Below are 17346 nucleotides of genomic sequence, written 5' to 3'. Positions count from 1 at the left end.
CAGCGTACGTCGTGCCGGTCCGGCCCGGACCTCGCGGTGCCGCCGCGGATACGGGCCGCGAGAGCGACGGCTCAGGCGCCGAGCACCTCACCGTCGGCGATCCGCACGCCCCGCGCCCAGTCGGCGGCACGCATCGGCTTCTTGCCCTGTGCCTGCACCCAGAGCAGCTCGACGGCGTACGAGCCGGTGCCGACGTACACGTTGTTCTTGCCGACGGAGAGCACACCGGGGGCGAGATCCGTGCGCTCGGGCACGGGTGCGACGTGGATCAACTTGAGCCGCTCGCCCCGGAACACCGTCCAGGCGCCGGGCGCGGGAGTGCACCCGCGCACGATCCGGTCGGCCCTCAGCGCGGGCACGGACCAGTCGACGTGGGCGTCCTCGACGGTGATCTTCGGCGCGAGGGTGACGCCTTCGGCGGGCTGCGGTACGGCCTTCAGGGTGCCGTCCTCGATGCCGTCCATGGTCGCGGCCAGCAGCCCGGAGCCGGCGAAGGCGAGGCGGGTCAGCAGGTCGCCGCTGGTGTCGGTGGGCCGGATCGTCTCGGTCACCGTGCCGTAGACGGGGCCCGAGTCGAGGCCCTCCTCGATGAGGAAGGTGGACGCCCCGGTGATCTCGTCGCCGGCCATGACGGAGTGCTGCACGGGCGCGGCGCCACGCCAGGCGGGCAGCAGCGAGAAGTGCAGGTTGACCCAGCCGTGGACGGGGATGTCGAGGGCGACGCGAGGCAGCAGGGCCCCGTACGCGACCACGGGACAGCAGTCGGGCCCGATCTCCCTGAGGCGCGCGAGGAACTCCTCGTCCCGGGGCCTCCTGGGCTTCAGCACCTCGATCCCGGCCTCCTCGGCCCGCTGGGCCACGGGACTGGCGACCAGCCTGCGTCCCCGCCCGGCAGGCGCGTCGGGCCGTGTGACGACGGCGACCACGTCATGCCGTCCCGACCCGATCAGGGCATCCAGAGCGGGAACGGCGACCTCAGGGGTACCAGCGAAGACAAGCCTCATGGGTGGGCGTGGGCCTCTCGGACGGGATTCTGCGGGCAGCGCACCAGTCTATGACCGCACTCCAGGGGGCGTACGCACATGCCCCTACGCCCCCGCACCGTGACCACACACGCAAAAACGCGTTGGTCAAGAAAGAGTTGACCACAAGGGTTGACCAGATGGGCCGCACATCGCGCGGCCCGATCCTTTTCAACGCCGGTTCGAGAGGCTTGTTCATGGCCGACCACGCAACCCACGACGCCCAGGCTCGGGCCAGCCTGCACTTGCTGGTGCGGGACATCGAGCGGGTCCGCCGGCAGGTGGACGCACTGCGCACCCTCACCGCCCAGTTGGGCAACGTCTACCGCCCGCGCCGCTCCGGCCCCTCCACGGGCTTCGTCGTCTACGGCCGGGCGCCCGCACCGACCGTCCGCCTCGCACAGGAACTGCGGGACAGCGTCGAAACGCTGGTCACGGCCGCTGTGGACTTCGACCGCTCACTCGGTTTCTCGTGGGACGCGGTGGGCTCCGCCCTCGGGGTCACCAAGCAGGCCGTGCACCGCCGTTACGGGGCCCGTCGCGCCGCCGCCCAGGCCGCGGCCGACGCCGAGCGCGCCACGGAGACGGCGACCACCCGCACGGTCGGCGTGGGCACGGTCAGCGGCGTCGGCACCGCCATGCCCACGGTCCCCGCGGCCCGCTCCATGCCGACTCAGCCGACGGCAGGCAGCCCGACCCTCCGCGAAGAAGTGAGGCCCACGGCTTTCCCCGGCCCCCGCAACGGCTGACCCACCCTCAAGCCAACACCCACCCCACCCTCTGCCCTCCCGGCCCCCACCGGGAGGGCAGAGTCATACGGACCCCCGGCTGCCGCCGGGGCATGACGTCCACCTGTGTCCCGTCACGCCCGAGGCCCAGTACGCCTCCCGCATCTCTGATCAGTCCCGGCCCGGCATCCCCGCCCTGCTCTGTCCCGGGCCGGGCCCGGGCGGGCCCGACGGCAAACCCCACCGAGCAAGTCCACCCTCGACGTGCCACAGGCCCCGGGCCACCCCCATCCGCCCGGCCTCAAGCCCAGAGCAACCCCACTCGACCGACTGCCCCAGCCGACGACCGAGGGCCCCACCGGACCACCGGCCCCGAAGCCCACCCTCTTTTCTTGCAGGCCCAGCCGCCCACCGAGCCCCGCCCAGCGCGGAACCCCGCCCTGCACTCATCCCTCACCCGATGTCAGGCGGATCGATCCGCACCCACACGGGCTCCTCACCACCACGCCCCGCCCGGGCCATCCGTGCGGCCTGTGCCGACTTCAGCGCGGCGGCGAGTGCGGCGCCGCTTCCCGGCGGCACCCTGATCAGCGCCCGTTCCCACTGCTCACCGGGCGGCGGCGCCCCCGTCCGCCGGGGTCGGCCCGGCGCCGTGACCGGCAGCGGCACCGGCCCCAGCACCTCGGCGTCGCCCGGCAGTTCGGCCCCGGCGAGGAACCCGGCGACAGCCCCCGCGCCTCCGGCCACGGACGCCATTCTGGACACCGGCGGAAACCCCAGCTCGGCACGCTCCGCCAGCTCCCGGACGGCATGCCCGACGGGGTCCCACCGCACCAGCGCCTGCACCGGCCGCAGGGTGGGCTCGGCGACCACGACGACCGTCCCCCGTGACGCGCCCTGTCCCCGGACCAGCGCCGCGGCCGCCATCCACCGGCGCAACGCGTCCTCCCCGGCCCGCAGGTCGGGGCGCCCGAGCATGGCCCAGCCGTCGAGCAGCAGGGCGGCCGCGTAGCCGCCCTCGGCGACGGGCTCGGCGCCGGGCGTGCTCACGACGAGCGCGGGCGTCCCGGGCACCGTGTCCAGCACGTGCTCGCGGCCGGACGTCCGCACCGGCACGGCCGGAAACGCCCGCCCCAGCTCCTCGGCGGTCCGCCGCGCGCCCACGACCTGCGCCCGCAGCCGGAACCCGCCGCACTCCGGACAGTGCCAGCCGGTCTCCTCCCGCCCGCACCAGGCGCACCACGGCGCCCCGGCGTCCCGCGCCTCCATGGGCCCGGCGCAGTGCCGGCACCGAGCGGGTTCCCGGCATCGGGCGCAGGCCAGCCGCGGTACATAGCCCCGCCGGGGCACCTGCACCAGCACCGGCCCCTGCTTCAGCCCGTCGCGCACCGCCTGCCAGGCGAGGCTCGGCAGTCGTGCGGCCCGGGCTGCCTCGTCCCGGGCGAGATCCCCGTCCCCCACGGTCCGTACGAGCGGCGCGGCGGCCCGCACCTGCTCCCGGCCGGCGACCAGCGGCCGGGCCCACCCGCTCTCGACGAGCTGCGCGGCCTCCACCGTGCAGCTCCAACTCCCCAGCAGAAACGCGCACTTGTCCTGCGCGGCACGCAGCAACAGCACTTCCCGGGCATGCGGCTGCGGGGCGTGCTGCTCGCTGTGGCTGTCGTCCCCGTCGTCCCAGAGGGCGACGAGCCCCAGGTCCCGGACGGGCGCGAACATGGCGGCCCGGGTCCCGATCACGGCCCGTACGGACCCCCGTCGCACGGCGAGCCACTCCCGGTACCGTTTCTCGGGCCCGGCGTCGGCGGTGAGCACGGCGTGCCGCCCCGCCCCGAGAAGGGCGGTCAGCGCGGCGTCGACCCGCGCCACGGCACGTCCGTCCGGCAGGACGACAAGCGCTCCGCGCCCCGAGGCGAGCGTCGCGCCGACGGCCCGTGCCAGTTCGTCGCTCCACTCCGGACCGGGCAGGGCGTTCCACACCGCGCGCGGCGCACTCCCGGAAGCGAGCGCCTCGAGAAACGCGCCCCCCTGCTCGTACCGCCCCCACGACCCCGCGTCCGGCGCCCCGGCCACGGGCAGAGCTGCCGGCGAGGCCGCTTTCTCGGCCCGGGCGTTGCGCGGCGGTACGGCCAGTTGCAGCACATCGGCGAGGCTTCCCGCGTACCGGTCGGCAACGGCCCGGGCCAGCGAGAGCAGTTCCTCGCTCAGTACGACCTCGGGCGACACGACCTGGGCCAGGGCGGCCAGCGGCCCGGAGTAGTCGGATTCGGCGAGCCGCGCGACAAGGAACCCGTCGATGAGCCCCCCGCCCTCACGGCGTCCGTCCCGCACCCGGTGCCGCCCGGCCCCGAACCTGACCCGCACCCGCACCCCGGGCTGCGCGTCGGCGTCCAGTTCCTCGGGCACGGCATAGTCGAAGTACCGGTCGAGGTGCAGAACACCCTTGTCGACAAGTACACGTGCGACGGGCAGTTGTTCGGCGAGTGCGGCCCCCCGCCAGGTCCGGGGCTTGGCCCTCGGCGCCTTGGCCTGCCGCACGCTCTCCCGGATCAGCGCAAGCTGCTCGGGCGGCGCCGTCCCGTCGGCCCCTCGGGCCCCGCCGCTCCCCTGCCCGTTCTCGCTGCTCACGCCTGCATTCTTACCAAACGCCACTGACATCGGGCGGTGCCCGCACTCCCGAGATCAAGTCGGCAGCGGCACGAGTTCTCAGATTCACCGCACGCCCGAAGGACGCACTCCACCGAAGTAACCGCGGCCCGCGCACCGGGAGAAGACCACCACAGTAGGAACCCGCGCCGCCGCACCGCCAGCCATTTCCCGACATGCCGAAGCCCGGCGCCCTTGGAGGACACCGGGCTTCGACCGAAAGCCAGGCGGACAGTCCGCTGCAGGCCTCGGGCCTTACAGACCCACCGCCGCGCGCAGCGCGTCAACGCGGTCCGTCCGCTCCCACGTGAAGTCGGGCAGCTCACGGCCGAAGTGGCCGTACGCCGCCGTCTGGGCGTAGATCGGGCGGAGCAGGTCGAGGTCGCGGATGATCGCGGCCGGGCGGAGGTCGAAGACCGTGGTGATCGCGGCCTCGATCTTCTCGGCGTCGACCTTGGCCGTGCCGAAGGTCTCCACGAACAGGCCCACCGGCTCGGCCTTGCCGATCGCGTACGCGACCTGGACCTCGCAGCGCGCGGCAAGACCCGCGGCCACGACGTTCTTGGCGACCCAGCGCATCGCGTACGCCGCGGAACGGTCGACCTTGGACGGGTCCTTGCCCGAGAAGGCGCCGCCACCGTGGCGGGCCATGCCGCCGTACGTGTCGATGATGATCTTGCGGCCGGTCAGACCCGCGTCACCCATCGGGCCGCCGATCTCGAAGCGGCCGGTGGGGTTGACCAGCAGGCGGTAGCCCTCGGTCTCCAGCTTGATGCCGTCGTCCAGGAGCGCCTTCAGCTCGGCCTCCACCACGAACTCGCGGATGTCGGGAGCGAGGAGGGAGTCCAGGTCGATGTCGCTCGCGTGCTGCGAGGAGACGACGACCGTGTCCAGCCGGACCGGCTTGTCACCGTCGTACTCGATGGTGACCTGGGTCTTGCCGTCAGGGCGCAGGTACGGGATCGTCCCGTTCTTGCGGACCTCGGACAGCCGGCGCGAGAGACGGTGCGCGAGGTGGATCGGGAGCGGCATCAGCTCCGGGGTCTCGTCCGTCGCGTAGCCGAACATCAGGCCCTGGTCGCCGGCGCCCTGCTTGTCGAGCTCGTCCTCATCGCCCTCGACCCGCTGCTCGTAGGCCGTGTCCACGCCCTGCGCGATGTCCGGCGACTGCGAACCGATCGACACCGACACTCCGCACGAGGCGCCGTCGAAGCCCTTCTTGGAGGAGTCGTAGCCGATCTCCAGGATCTTGTCGCGCACCAGCTGCGGGATGGGCGCGTAGGCCTTGGTGGTGACCTCGCCGGCCACATGGACCAGGCCGGTGGTGATCAGCGTCTCGACGGCGACTCGGGACGTGGGGTCTTCGCGCAGAAGCGCGTCGAGAATGGTGTCGCTGATCTGGTCAGCGATCTTGTCGGGGTGACCTTCGGTCACGGACTCCGAGGTGAAAAGGCGACGGGACACAACGCTCCCTGTGGTTGCAGCGGCTGCTGGCTGATCATTGGCGGACGGCTCGGGAGCTGCGCCCGGTGTCGTCCGTGGACAGTTTATCGGTCGCGCTCGTTCATCGGCCCCTCCGTCTCGCCTCTCGGAAGCGCCGTGACCTGCGGCACGGGCATTCTGCCCAATGACGAGGGGTGTACGCCAGGGGCTGGTCGCCCCGAAAGCACGAGGTGGGAGGGGTGTCAGAAATCTCTCGGGGAATCTCTCGGGGCGAATGAACCATTCAGTCGAACCGGTCGGCAACCAGGTCCCACACGATCTCGGCCAGCGCCTCCTTGGGCCCGTGCGGCACCGGGGTCTCGCTGCCGTCGGCGCCCAGCACGACGGCCTCGTTCTCCTCGGAACCGAAGGTCCTGCGCTCCCCCACCTCGTTGACGACCAGCAGGTCGCACCCCTTGCGGCGCAGCTTCGTACGGCCGTTGGCGAGGACATCGTCCGTCTCGGCGGCGAAGCCGACGACCACCTGGCCCGCTCGGGCGCGGTCGGCCGAAATCTCCGCGAGAATGTCCGGATTCCGGACCAGGACGACGGGTTCGGGGTCCGCACCGTCCTTCTTCTTGATCTTTCCGGCCGCGTAGGCCGCCGGGCGGAAGTCCGCGACCGCCGCTGCCATCACCACGGCGTCGGCGTCCGGAGCCGCCTTCAGTACGGCCTCCCGCAGCTGGACGGCTGTCCCCACCGGCACGACGTCCACTCCCGCGGGGTCCGGCAGGCCGGTGTTCGCGGCGATCAGGGTGACCCGGGCACCTCGCGCGGCGGCCGTCCGGGCGAGCGCGTACCCCTGCTTGCCGGAGGAGCGGTTGCCGAGGAAGCGGACCGGGTCGAGGGGTTCACGGGTGCCGCCCGCGCTGACGACGACATGCCGGCCGACCAGGTCGGGTGCCTGTACTCCCCTGGCGAGCACCCGGCGGCAGACCTCGAAGATCTCGGCCGGGTCGGGCAGGCGCCCCTTGCCGGTGTCGACGCCGGTGAGGCGTCCGACGGCCGGTTCGATGACGAGGGCGCCGCGGCGGCGCAGTGTCGCCACGTTCTCCTGGGTGGCCGGGTGCTCCCACATCTCCGTGTGCATGGCGGGGGCGAAGACGACGGGACACCGGGCGGTGAGGAGGGTGTTGGTGAGCAGGTCGTCGGCGAGGCCGTGGGCGGCTTTGGCGAGCATGTCGGCCGTCGCTGGGGCGACGACGACCAGGTCCGCCTGCTGGCCGATGCGGACGTGCGGGACCTCCTCGACGTCGTCCCAGACCTCCGTGGAGACGGGCTGGCCGGAGAGCGCCGACCAGGTCGCGGCGCCGACGAAGTGCAGCGCCGAGGCCGTGGGGACCACGCGGACGTCATGGCCCGACTCCGTCAGTCTCCGCAGCAGCTCGCAGGCCTTGTACGCGGCGATGCCGCCACTGACCCCCAGTACGACCTTCGGCTTGCCCACCGGGCCTCCCCTGACTCGCTACGCGACTCGACATCTGACTCGGTACCCGACTCGGCACCTGACTCGGTACTCGTCCATGACACACCACAGGCCCGACAGTCGGGCTGCCGGGCCTGTGGATAAGTGCACCAAAAGTTGAAAATACTACTGCGCGGGGCCCTCAACGGCCTCGGACGTCAGCAGACCCGCGTTGATCTCGCGCAGCGCGATCGAGAGCGGCTTCTCGTGGACGTGGGTGTCGACGAGCGGACCGACGTACTCGAGGAGGCCCTCGCCGAGCTGCGAGTAGTACGCGTTGATCTGGCGGGCACGCTTGGCCGCGTAGATCACCAGGCTGTACTTCGAGTCGGTGGCCTCGAGGAGCTCGTCGATCGGAGGGTTGATGATGCCCTCGGGCGCGGTGATGGAAGAGGACACGCTCTGCCTTCCGAAAGGTGGGATGGGATCGAAACGATCACACAACTTCCATCAAGGCTAGCAGCTCGCGCGCCACGTCCTCGACGGAGGTGTTGACCAGGGTCTCGTCGAACTCGGGCTCGGCGGCCAGTTCGATCTTGGCCGCGTCCAGGCGGCGTTCGATCACCTCGGGCGGTTCGGTGCCCCGCCCGGTCAGTCTGCGCACCAGCTCGTCCCAGGACGGGGGAGCCAGGAACACCAGCAGGGCGTCCGACATGGACTCGCGGACCTGCCGGGCGCCCTGGAGGTCGATCTCCAGGAGGACCGGCTCGCCGGACTCCAGTCGCTCCAGCACCGCCGCACGCGGCGTGCCGTAGCGGTTGCCGGCGAACTCGGCCCACTCGAGGAGTTCGCCGTTGGCGATCAGCTTGTCCATCTCCTCGTCGGTGACGAAGAAGTAGTGGACGCCGTGCTGTTCACCGGGGCGCGGCTTGCGGGTCGTCGCCGACACCGAGAGCCAGACCTCGGGGTGTTCCTTGCGCATATGGACGACGACCGTGCTCTTGCCGACGCCCGAAGGGCCGGAGAGCACGGTCAGCCGCGGACGTACGTCCGGGGGCTCGGGGGTCGTCCCCCGGAATGTTGCAGCCATACGGCGATTATTCCAGGAATCCCGGGGTGCCAGGACTCAGGAGCCGGTGCTGCCGAACTCGCGCTCCAGGGAGGCGATCTGGTTGGAACCGAGGCCACGCACCCGGCGGCTCTCGGAGATACCGAGTCGCTCCATGATCTGCTTGGCGCGGACCTTGCCCACGCCCGGAAGCGATTCGAGCAGGGCGGAGACCTTCATCTTGCCGATGACGTCGTTCTCCTGGCCCTGCTTGATGACCTCGTGAAGGGAGGCGCCGGAGTGCTTGAGTCGATTCTTGACCTCGGCCCGCTCCCGGCGAGCCGCGGCGGCCTTTTCGAGCGCGGCTGCGCGCTGTTCAGGGGTAAGGGGCGGAAGAGCCACGCCTACGTCACCTCGGATGTCGAACTGTCGGATACGGACCGGTGAGGAAGCCAGTAACCCCTCACCTGGTGAGCTACGAACAACGTGCTCGCTCGTTGACTCTCGTCGGAGACTAGCGGCCAAGTCCGCCAGAGTCAGCGAGAACAGCGGAAAAGTCCTGGTCAGCCTTTGCCAGGTCGGATATTTCGGTCATATTGCCCTGGATTTGAGAATGTATTCAGTCTCAAGGCGTCCTGAAGTCACTCATCGGAGGACTGCACCGATCGACGTGAATCCTCAGGTGGCGGCCACGGCGGCCCGGATCTCGTCCGCGAAGCGGTCCGATGCGTCCCGAAGCGCGACGAGATCGGGACCGTGACGCAGAACACCTCGGCTGACGTTCGGAACCACGTTGCGCAGCGCCGCCCCGAACACCCCGGGAAGGTCGGCCGGGGTCGCCCCCTGGGCGCCGACGCCGGGTGCCAGGAGAGGTCCGTTGATGTCGAGGTCGTAGGACGAGAGGTCACCGAGCGTGGCCCCGACGACTGCCCCGAAGGACCCCATGGGCCGCTCCCCCGCGTTCTCCGCGGCGAGGTACGCCAGCATGGTCGCGCCGACGTTCAGCCCGTCCTCGCGAACCGCGTGCTGCACCTGACCGCCCTCGGGGTTCGAGGTCAGCGCCAGCACGAACAGGCCCGCGCCGCTCTCCCGCGCGAGGTCGACCGCCGGCTGCAGCGAGCCGTAGCCGAGGTAGGGCGAGACGGTGAGCGCGTCCGAGAACAGCGGGGCGCCCTTCTCGAGGAAGGCGGCCGCGTACGCGGCCATGGTGGAGCCGATGTCGCCTCGCTTGGCGTCCATCACCACCAGCGTGCCGGCGTCCCGCGCCTCCTGGACCGTTGTCTCCAGTACGGCGACCCCGCGCGAGCCGAAGCGCTCGAAGAACGCGCTCTGCGGCTTCATCACCGCGACCCGTCCGGCCAGCGCCTCGACGACGGTGCGGCTGAACCGCTCGAGGCCGGCGACGTCGTCGTTCAGCCCCCAGTCGAGGAGCAGCGAGGCGTGCGGGTCGATGCCGACGCAGAGGGGGCCGCGCTCGTCCATGGCGCGGCGCAGCCGGGCACCGAAGGGTTCCAGGACTGTCATGCGGTCTTCCTCACGTCGGCGCCGACGGCGTCGGCGAGGGTGGCGTACGGGCTCGTACGGAGGCGGGCGGCGAGGCCCTTGTGGATGCCGCGTCCCCAGAAGGGGCCCTCGTAGACGAAGGCGCTGTAGCCCTGTACGAGGGTGGCGCCGGCCAGGATGCGCTGCCAGGCGTCCTCGGCGTTCTCGATGCCGCCGACGCCCACCAGGGTGATCCGATCGCCCACGCGCGCGTAGAGGCGGCGCAGCACCTCCAGGGAGCGTGCCTTGAGAGGTGCGCCGGAGAGGCCGCCGGTCTCCTTCACCAGAGTGGGTTCGGAGGTCAGGCCGAGCCCCTCGCGCGCGATGGTGGTGTTCGTGGCGATGATCCCGTCCAGGCCGAGCTCGACGGCGAGGTCGGCGACGGCGTCCACGTCCTCGTCGGCGAGGTCGGGCGCGATCTTGACCAGCAGCGGGACACGGCGCGAGGTCACCGTACGGTCGGCGGCCTCGCGGACGGCGGTCAGCAGCGGGCGCAGCGCCTCGGTGGCCTGGAGGTTGCGCAGGCCGGGCGTGTTGGGCGAGCTGACGTTGACGACGAGGTAGTCGGCGTATTCGGCGAGCCGCTCGGTCGATTTCACGTAGTCGGCGACGGCCTCGTCCTCGGGGACGACCTTGGTCTTGCCGATGTTGACGCCGACGACGGTCCTGAAGACCGCCTCCCGGCTCGCCAGGCGGGCCGCCACGGCCAGCGAACCCTCGTTGTTGAATCCCATGCGGTTGATGAGCGCCCGGTCCGGCACAAGGCGGAACAGCCGCTTCCTGGGGTTGCCGGGCTGCGGCTCTCCGGTGACCGTGCCGATCTCGACGTGGTCGAAGCCGAGCATCGACATCCCGTCGATCGCGACGGCGTTCTTGTCGAAGCCGGCCGCGAGCCCGAAGGGTCCGTGCATCCGCAGCCCGAACGCCTCGGTGCGCAGCTCCTCGTAGCGGGGCGCGAGCGCGGCGGCGACGAAGGTCCGCAGGACGGGGACGCGGACGGCGAGGCGGATCCAGCGGAAGGCGAGGTGGTGGGCCTCTTCGGGGTCCATCCGTGTGAAGACGAGACGGAAGAACAGTTTGTACATGGTGGTGTCCTCGAGACGGCCTCACGACGAGGCCTCATAAAGAGGGGGACACCGTTTCCGGTGTCCCCCTGAAGGCTTGCTAGTCGCGGGCCGCGGTCAGATGTTCGGCGTGTTCCTGGAGGGAACGGACGCCCACGTCACCGCGGTTGAGGGCGTCGATGCCCTGGACCGCCGCGGCGAGCGCCTGGACGGTCGTCAGACAGGGCACGGAGCGCGCCACGGCCGCCGTACGGATCTCGTAGCCGTCGAGGCGGCCTCCGGTGCCGTACGGGGTGTTGACGATGAGGTCGACCTCGCCGTCGTGGATGAGCTGGACGATGGTCTTCTCACCATTGGGGCCCGTGCCCTCGTTCTGCTTGCGGACGACCTTCGCGTTGAGGCCGTTGCGCCTGAGGACCTCGGCCGTGCCGGAGGTGGCGAACAGTTCGAAGCCGTGCGCGACCAGTTCCCGGGCCGGGAAGATCATCGAACGCTTGTCCCGGTTGGCGACCGAGATGAACGCGCGTCCCTTCGTCGGCAGCGGCCCGTACGCCCCCGCCTGCGACTTGGCGTACGCCGTGCCGAAGACGGAGTCGATGCCCATGACCTCGCCGGTGGAGCGCATCTCCGGGCCGAGCACGGTGTCCACGCCCCGCCCCGAGGTGTCCCGGAAGCGGTTCCAGGGCATGACGGCCTCCTTGACGGAGATCGGCGCGTCCAGCGGCAGTTCACCGCCGTCGCCGTGCGCCGGGAGCAGTCCCTCGGCCCGCAGTTCGGCGACGGTGGCGCCGAGCGAGATCCGGGCCGCGGCCTTCGCCAGGGGCACCGCGGTCGCCTTCGAGGTGAAGGGGACCGTGCGGGACGCGCGCGGGTTGGCCTCGAGGACGTAGAGGATGTCGCCGGCCAGCGCGAACTGGATGTTGATCAGGCCCCGGACTCCGACCCCGCGCGCGATGGCCTCCGTGGAGGTCCGCAGCCGCTTGATGTCGAAGCCGCCCAGGGTGATCGGGGGCAGCGCGCAGGCCGAGTCGCCGGAGTGGATACCGGCCTCCTCGATGTGCTCCATGACGCCACCGAGGTACAGCTCCTCGCCGTCGTACAGGGCGTCGACGTCGATCTCGATCGCGTCGTCGAGGAAGCGGTCGACCAGGACCGGCCGGGAGGGGCTGATCTCGGTCGACTCGGCGATGTAGGACGACAGCCGGGTCTCGTCGTACACGATCTCCATGCCGCGTCCGCCGAGGACGTACGACGGCCGTACGAGGACCGGGTAGCCGATCTCGTCGGCGATGGCCTTGGCCTCGGCGAAGGTGGTCGCCGTGCCGTGCTTGGGGGCCGGGAGGCCGGCCTCCGCGAGGACGCGGCCGAAGGCGCCCCGGTCCTCGGCGGCGTGGATGGCCTCGGGCGAGGTGCCCACGACCGGTACGCCGTTGTCCTTGAGGGCCTGCGCGAGGCCCAGCGGGGTCTGGCCGCCGAGCTGCACGATGACGCCCGCGATCGGGCCGGCCAGCGACTCCGCGTGGACGATCTCCAGGACGTCCTCGAGGGTCAGCGGCTCGAAGTACAGGCGGTCGGAGGTGTCGTAGTCCGTGGAGACGGTCTCCGGGTTGCAGTTGACCATCACGGTCTCGTAGCCGGCGTCGCTCAGGGCGAAGGAGGCGTGGACACAGGAGTAGTCGAACTCGATGCCCTGGCCGATGCGGTTGGGGCCGGAGCCGAGGATGATGACGGCCGGCTTCTCGCGGGGCGCGACCTCGCTCTCCTCGTCGTAGGAGGAGTAGAAGTACGGCGTCTTCGCCGCGAACTCGGCGGCGCACGTGTCGACCGTCTTGTACACCGGGCGCACGCCCAGCGCGTGCCGCACCTCGCGCACGACGTCCTCGCGCAGGCCCCTGATCTCGGCGATCTGCTGGTCGGAGAAGCCGTGCCGCTTGGCCTCGGCCAGGAGCTCCGGGTCCAGGCGCTCGGCCTCGGCCAGCTCGTCCGCGATCTCCTTGATCAGGAACAGCTGGTCGACGAACCACGGGTCGATCTTCGTGGCCTCGAAGACCTCCTCAGGGGTGGCGCCCGCGCGGATGGCCTGCATGACGGAGTTGATGCGTCCGTCGGTCGGCCGTACGGCCTCGGCCAGCAGCTCCGCCTTGTCGCCGGGCTCGCCGACGAAGGTGAACTGGCTGCCCTTCTTCTCCAGCGACCGCAGCGCCTTCTGCAGGGCCTCGGTGAAGTTGCGGCCGATGGCCATGGCCTCGCCGACGGACTTCATGGTCGTGGTGAGGGTGGAGTCGGCCGACGGGAACTTCTCGAACGCGAACCGGGGGGCCTTCACGACGACGTAGTCGAGCGTCGGTTCGAAGGAGGCCGGGGTCTTCTCGGTGATGTCGTTCGGAATCTCGTCGAGGGTGTACCCGACGGCCAGCTTGGCGGCGATCTTGGCGATCGGGAAGCCGGTCGCCTTCGACGCGAGCGCCGAGGAGCGCGACACGCGCGGGTTCATCTCGATGACGATGATCCGGCCGTCGTCCGGGTTGATCGCGAACTGGATGTTGCAGCCGCCGGTGTCGACCCCGACCTCGCGGATGATCGCGATGCCGATGTCACGCAGGCGCTGGTACTCGCGGTCGGTCAGCGTCATCGAGGGCGCGACGGTGATCGAGTCGCCGGTGTGCACGCCCATGGGGTCGAAGTTCTCGATGGAGCAGACGACCACCACGTTGTCGTGCTTGTCGCGCATCAGCTCCAGCTCGTACTCCTTCCAGCCGAGGATGGACTCCTCCAGAAGCACCTCGGTGGTCGGCGACAGGGTCAGGCCCTGGCCGGCGATGCGGCGCAGCTCCTCCTCGTCGTGCGCGAAGCCGGAACCGGCGCCGCCCATGGTGAAGGAGGGGCGGACGACGACGGGGTAGCCGCCGAGCGTCTCGACGCCGGCGAGCACGTCGTCCATGGAGTGGCAGATGACCGAACGGGCGGACTCGCCGTGCCCGATCTTCGCGCGGACGGCCTCGACGACGCCCTTGAAGAGGTCGCGGTCCTCGCCCTTGTTGATCGCCTCGACGTTGGCGCCGATCAGCTCGACCCCGTACTTCTCCAGGACACCCTGCTCGTGCATGGAGATCGCGGTGTTCAGGGCCGTCTGGCCGCCCAGGGTGGGCAGGAGCGCGTCCGGCCGCTCCTTGGCGATGATCTTCTCGACGAACTCGGGGGTGATCGGCTCGACGTAGGTCGCGTCGGCGATCTCCGGGTCGGTCATGATCGTCGCCGGGTTGGAGTTGACGAGGATGACCCTGAGGCCCTCGGCGCGCAGGATGCGGCACGCCTGGGTGCCCGAGTAGTCGAACTCGGCGGCCTGGCCGATGACGATCGGGCCGGAGCCGATGACCAGGACGGACTGGATATCGGTGCGCTTAGGCACGCTGGCCCTCCATCAGTGCGGTGAAGCGGTCGAACAGGTAGGCGGCGTCGTGCGGACCCGCCGCGGCCTCGGGGTGGTACTGGACGCTGAACGCGGGCCGGTCGAGCAGCTGGAGCCCTTCCACGACCTGGTCGTTCAGACAGACGTGCGAGACCTCGGCGCGCCCGTAGGGGGTGTCGGAGACCTTGTCGAGCGGCGCGTCCACGGCGAAGCCGTGGTTGTGGGCGGTCACCTCGACCTTGCCGGTCGTACGGTCCTGGACGGGCTGGTTGATGCCCCGGTGACCGTACTTCAGCTTGTACGTGCCGAAGCCGAGCGCCCGGCCCAGGATCTGGTTGCCGAAGCAGATCCCGAAGAGCGGCGTGCCGCGCTCCAGGACCGCCCGCATGACGGAGACGGGGTGGTCGGCGGTGGCCGGGTCGCCGGGCCCGTTGGAGAAGAACACCCCGTCGGGGTTGACCGCGTACACGTCCTCCGCGGTCGCCGTGGCGGGCAGCACATGCACCTCGATGCCGCGCTCGGCCATCCGGTGCGGGGTCATGCCCTTGATGCCGAGGTCGACGGCGGCGACGGTGAACTTCTTCTCACCGATCGCGGGGACGACGTACGTCTCCTTGGTGGCGACCTCGGCGGAGAGGTCGGCGCCCTTCATCTCCGGGGCCTGGCGTACCTCGGCGAGCATGGTGCCGTCGTCGGGCAGCGCGTTGCCGGAGAAGATGCCGACGCGCATGGCGCCGCGCTCGCGCAGATGACGGGTCAACGCGCGCGTGTCGACGCCGGAGATGCCGACCACGCCCTGCGCGCGCAGTTCCTCGTCGAGGGAGCGCCGGGAGCGCCAGTTGGAGGGCACGCGCGCGGGGTCGCGTACGACGTAGCCCGCGACCCAGATGCGCTGCGACTCGGGGTCCTCGTCGTTGACGCCGGTGTTGCCGACGTGCGGGGCGGTCATGACGACCACCTGGCGGTGGTACGACGGGTCGGTGAGGGTCTCCTGGTAACCGGTCATGCCGGTGGAGAAGACGGCCTCTCCGAAGGTCACCCCCACGGCCCCGTAGGCACGGCCGCGGAAGATCCGGCCGTCCTCCAGGACGAGTACGGCGGGAGTTTTGCTGGCTCCCCGGGTGGAGGTCGTCATCGTGCGCCTTCCGTTTCCGTCGTCTTGTTGATCATCTGGTTCAGGGTCCGGACCCACTCGCCGTGCTCGGCCGCGCGGTCGGAGCGGAACCCGGAGTCGAGCAGCCTGCCGCCGTGCTCCCAGGTCACGACCAGCAGACCGCCCTCGGTGAGGACCTTGCCGGCGATGCCCTTGTCGAGCCGGGCCTCGCGCAGCGCCTCCAGGGGGACGTAGAAGTCGGTCGCGCCGGGGCGTACGACGTCCAGTCCCGCGTCCGTCAGTGTCAGCTCGACCCGGCTGCGGGTGCCGAGGCCGTGCGCCACGATGCGGTCGAGCCACTGGCCCGCGGTCGTGGAGCCGTGGTAACGGCCGCTCATCGACAGCACAGTCAGTCTCGCCTCGCCGGGCTCGTCCGGCGCGACGGGGAGCTCGGGCAGGTCGCCCTGGAGCGTGCCGCGCCACTTCCAGCCCTCGCGCATCAGCCAGTAGATGAGCGCGACGAAGAGCGCGAGCCCGACCAGCCAGCCCACCCGGGCGGCCCAGTCGGTCACCTCCGCCGACTTCTGTTCGGCGGCGACGTACGTCAAATGCGGCAGTGATGTCACGCGAGCTTCCCGTCGACGAGCGTGGCCTTGCCCCGGAGCCACGTGTGCGTGACACGGCCCGGCAGCTCACGCCCCTCGTACGGGGTGTTGCGGCTGCGGGAGGCGAAGCCCGCGGGGTCCACCGACCCACGGTATGCCGTGTCGACGAGGGTGAGGTTGGCGGGCTCACCTGCCGAGACGGGGCGGCCGTGGCCCGTCGCCCGTCCGATGCGCGCGGGGGCGAAGGACATGCGGTCGGCGACGGTCGCCCAGTCCAGGAGTCCGGTGTCCACCATCGTCTCCTGGACCACTGACAACGCGGTCTCCAGGCCGACCATCCCCATGGCGGCGGCGGCCCACTCGCAGTCCTTGTCCTCGTGCGGGTGCGGGGCGTGGTCGGTGGCGACGATGTCGATCGTGCCGTCGGCGAGCGCCTCGCGCAGGGCCAGCACGTCGCGCTGGGTGCGCAGCGGCGGGTTCACCTTGTAGACCGGGTTGTACGTCCGGACCAGCTCGTCGGTGAGGAGGAGGTGGTGCGGGGTCACCTCGGCGGTGACGTCGATGCCCCGGGACTTGGCCCAGCGGACGATCTCGACGGACCCGGCGGTCGACAGATGGCAGATGTGGACGCGGGAGCCGACGTGCTCGGCGAGCAGCACATCGCGCGCGATGACCGACTCCTCGGCGACGGCGGGCCACCCTCCGAGCCCCAGCTCGGCCGACACGACGCCCTCGTTCATCTGGGCGCCCTCGGTCAGCCTCGGCTCCTGCGCGTGCTGGGCGACGACCCCGCCGAAGGCCTTCACGTACTCCAGGGCGCGCCGCATGATCACGGCGTCGTCGACGCACTTGCCGTCGTCGGAGAAGACGGTGACACCGGCGGCCGACTCGTGCATGGCGCCCAGCTCGGCGAGCTTCTTGCCCTCCAGGCCGACGGTGACGGCGCCGATGGGCTGGACGTCGCAGTAGCCGTGCTCCTGGCCCAGCCGGTAGACCTGCTCGACCACACCGGCGGTGTCGGCGACCGGGAAGGTGTTGGCCATGGCGAACACGGCCGTGTAGCCGCCGCTGGCCGCCGCCCGGGTCCCAGTCAGCACGGTCTCGGAGTCCTCGCGCCCCGGCTCCCGCAGATGCGTGTGCAGGTCGACGAGTCCCGGCAGCAGCACCTTCCCGTCGGCCTCGACGACCTCGGCCCCCTCGGCGGACAGCCCGGCACCGACAGCGGCGATGGTCTCCCCGTCGACGAGCACATCCTGCGGCTCGCCACCGAGCACCCGCGCACCACGAATAAGGATCTTGCCCATG

14 protein-coding genes are annotated in these 17346 nt (G+C 71.0%); 1 reads left to right on the top strand and 13 read right to left on the bottom strand.

Features of this window, described 5'->3' with window-relative positions; translation table 11 throughout:
- Positions 1-71 precede the first annotated feature (71 nt).
- A complete protein-coding gene (gene fmt / locus ABZ855_RS29525) occupies positions 72-1004 on the bottom strand; it encodes a methionyl-tRNA formyltransferase (RefSeq protein ID WP_360811937.1) in 933 nt (310 codons plus the stop codon).
- Between the two features lie 215 nt (positions 1005-1219).
- On the opposite strand from fmt, the gene ABZ855_RS29520 reads away from it, so the two are divergent.
- Positions 1220-1771, top strand: coding sequence for a hypothetical protein (locus ABZ855_RS29520; RefSeq protein WP_360811935.1), 552 nt, complete (start codon positions 1220-1222; stop codon positions 1769-1771).
- A gap of 432 nt (positions 1772-2203) precedes the next feature.
- Here ABZ855_RS29520 and ABZ855_RS29515 read toward each other — a convergent pair whose 3' ends face one another.
- The 12 genes from ABZ855_RS29515 to ABZ855_RS29460 form a co-directional block, all read right to left on the bottom strand.
- A complete protein-coding gene (locus ABZ855_RS29515) occupies positions 2204-4375 on the bottom strand; it encodes a primosomal protein N' (RefSeq protein ID WP_360811933.1) in 2172 nt (723 codons plus the stop codon).
- A 273-nt stretch (positions 4376-4648) separates the two neighbouring features.
- A complete protein-coding gene (gene metK / locus ABZ855_RS29510; protein WP_319208248.1) occupies positions 4649-5857 on the bottom strand; it encodes a methionine adenosyltransferase in 1209 nt (402 codons plus the stop codon).
- A 262-nt stretch (positions 5858-6119) separates the two neighbouring features.
- Positions 6120-7322, bottom strand: coding sequence for a bifunctional phosphopantothenoylcysteine decarboxylase/phosphopantothenate--cysteine ligase CoaBC (coaBC, locus tag ABZ855_RS29505; RefSeq protein ID WP_360811931.1), 1203 nt, complete (start codon positions 7320-7322; stop codon positions 6120-6122).
- Positions 7323-7466: 144 nt separating this feature from the next.
- A complete protein-coding gene (rpoZ, locus tag ABZ855_RS29500; RefSeq protein WP_003982715.1) occupies positions 7467-7739 on the bottom strand; it encodes a DNA-directed RNA polymerase subunit omega in 273 nt (90 codons plus the stop codon).
- Positions 7740-7776: 37 nt separating this feature from the next.
- A complete protein-coding gene (gene gmk, locus ABZ855_RS29495) occupies positions 7777-8370 on the bottom strand; it encodes a guanylate kinase (RefSeq protein ID WP_360811929.1) in 594 nt (197 codons plus the stop codon).
- A gap of 36 nt (positions 8371-8406) precedes the next feature.
- Positions 8407-8730: an integration host factor gene (locus ABZ855_RS29490; RefSeq protein ID WP_003977346.1), complete on the bottom strand. Its 324-nt coding sequence runs from the start codon at positions 8728-8730 to the stop codon at positions 8407-8409.
- Between the two features lie 276 nt (positions 8731-9006).
- The gene (pyrF, locus tag ABZ855_RS29485) at positions 9007-9852 is read right to left on the bottom strand and encodes an orotidine-5'-phosphate decarboxylase (protein WP_360811927.1); all 846 of its coding nucleotides are present in this window, start codon (positions 9850-9852) and stop codon (positions 9007-9009) included.
- Positions 9849-10955, bottom strand: a complete 1107-nt coding sequence (locus ABZ855_RS29480) for a quinone-dependent dihydroorotate dehydrogenase (protein WP_360811925.1) — start codon at positions 10953-10955, stop codon at positions 9849-9851. Before ABZ855_RS29480 ends, pyrF begins: the two co-directional genes overlap by 4 nt.
- Before the next feature lie 79 nt (positions 10956-11034).
- The gene (carB, locus tag ABZ855_RS29475; RefSeq protein WP_360811923.1) at positions 11035-14343 is read right to left on the bottom strand and encodes a carbamoyl-phosphate synthase large subunit; all 3309 of its coding nucleotides are present in this window, start codon (positions 14341-14343) and stop codon (positions 11035-11037) included.
- On the bottom strand, positions 14336-15478 hold the full coding sequence (gene carA, locus ABZ855_RS29470) for a glutamine-hydrolyzing carbamoyl-phosphate synthase small subunit (protein ID WP_360811921.1): 1143 nt from the start codon (positions 15476-15478) through the stop codon (positions 14336-14338). The genes carB and carA overlap by 8 nt, the downstream gene beginning before the upstream one ends.
- Complete coding sequence (locus ABZ855_RS29465) at positions 15475-16062, bottom strand: hypothetical protein (RefSeq protein ID WP_360811919.1); 588 nt, start codon at positions 16060-16062, stop codon at positions 15475-15477. The genes carA and ABZ855_RS29465 overlap by 4 nt, the downstream gene beginning before the upstream one ends.
- Complete coding sequence (locus ABZ855_RS29460) at positions 16059-17345, bottom strand: dihydroorotase (protein WP_360811917.1); 1287 nt, start codon at positions 17343-17345, stop codon at positions 16059-16061. Before ABZ855_RS29460 ends, ABZ855_RS29465 begins: the two co-directional genes overlap by 4 nt.
- Position 17346 lies beyond the last annotated feature (1 nt).

This window comes from Streptomyces sp. NPDC047042 (assembly GCF_040644035.1).
Lineage (GTDB): Bacteria > Actinomycetota > Actinomycetes > Streptomycetales > Streptomycetaceae > Streptomyces.
This window is presented reverse-complemented; position numbering and strand designations above follow the sequence as displayed.

Coding starts and splice junctions, on each gene's coding strand:
- fmt (WP_360811937.1), bottom strand. CDS start 1,004: ATGAGGCTTGTCTTCGCTGGTACCCCTGAGGTCGCCGTTCCCGCTCTG.
- ABZ855_RS29480 (WP_360811925.1), bottom strand. CDS start 10,955: ATGTACAAACTGTTCTTCCGTCTCGTCTTCACACGGATGGACCCCGAA.
- carA (WP_360811921.1), bottom strand. CDS start 15,478: ATGACGACCTCCACCCGGGGAGCCAGCAAAACTCCCGCCGTACTCGTC.
- ABZ855_RS29460 (WP_360811917.1), bottom strand. CDS start 17,345: ATGGGCAAGATCCTTATTCGTGGTGCGCGGGTGCTCGGTGGCGAGCCG.
- gmk (WP_360811929.1), bottom strand. CDS start 8,370: ATGGCTGCAACATTCCGGGGGACGACCCCCGAGCCCCCGGACGTACGT.
- ABZ855_RS29520 (WP_360811935.1), top strand. CDS start 1,220: ATGGCCGACCACGCAACCCACGACGCCCAGGCTCGGGCCAGCCTGCAC.
- pyrF (WP_360811927.1), bottom strand. CDS start 9,852: ATGACAGTCCTGGAACCCTTCGGTGCCCGGCTGCGCCGCGCCATGGAC.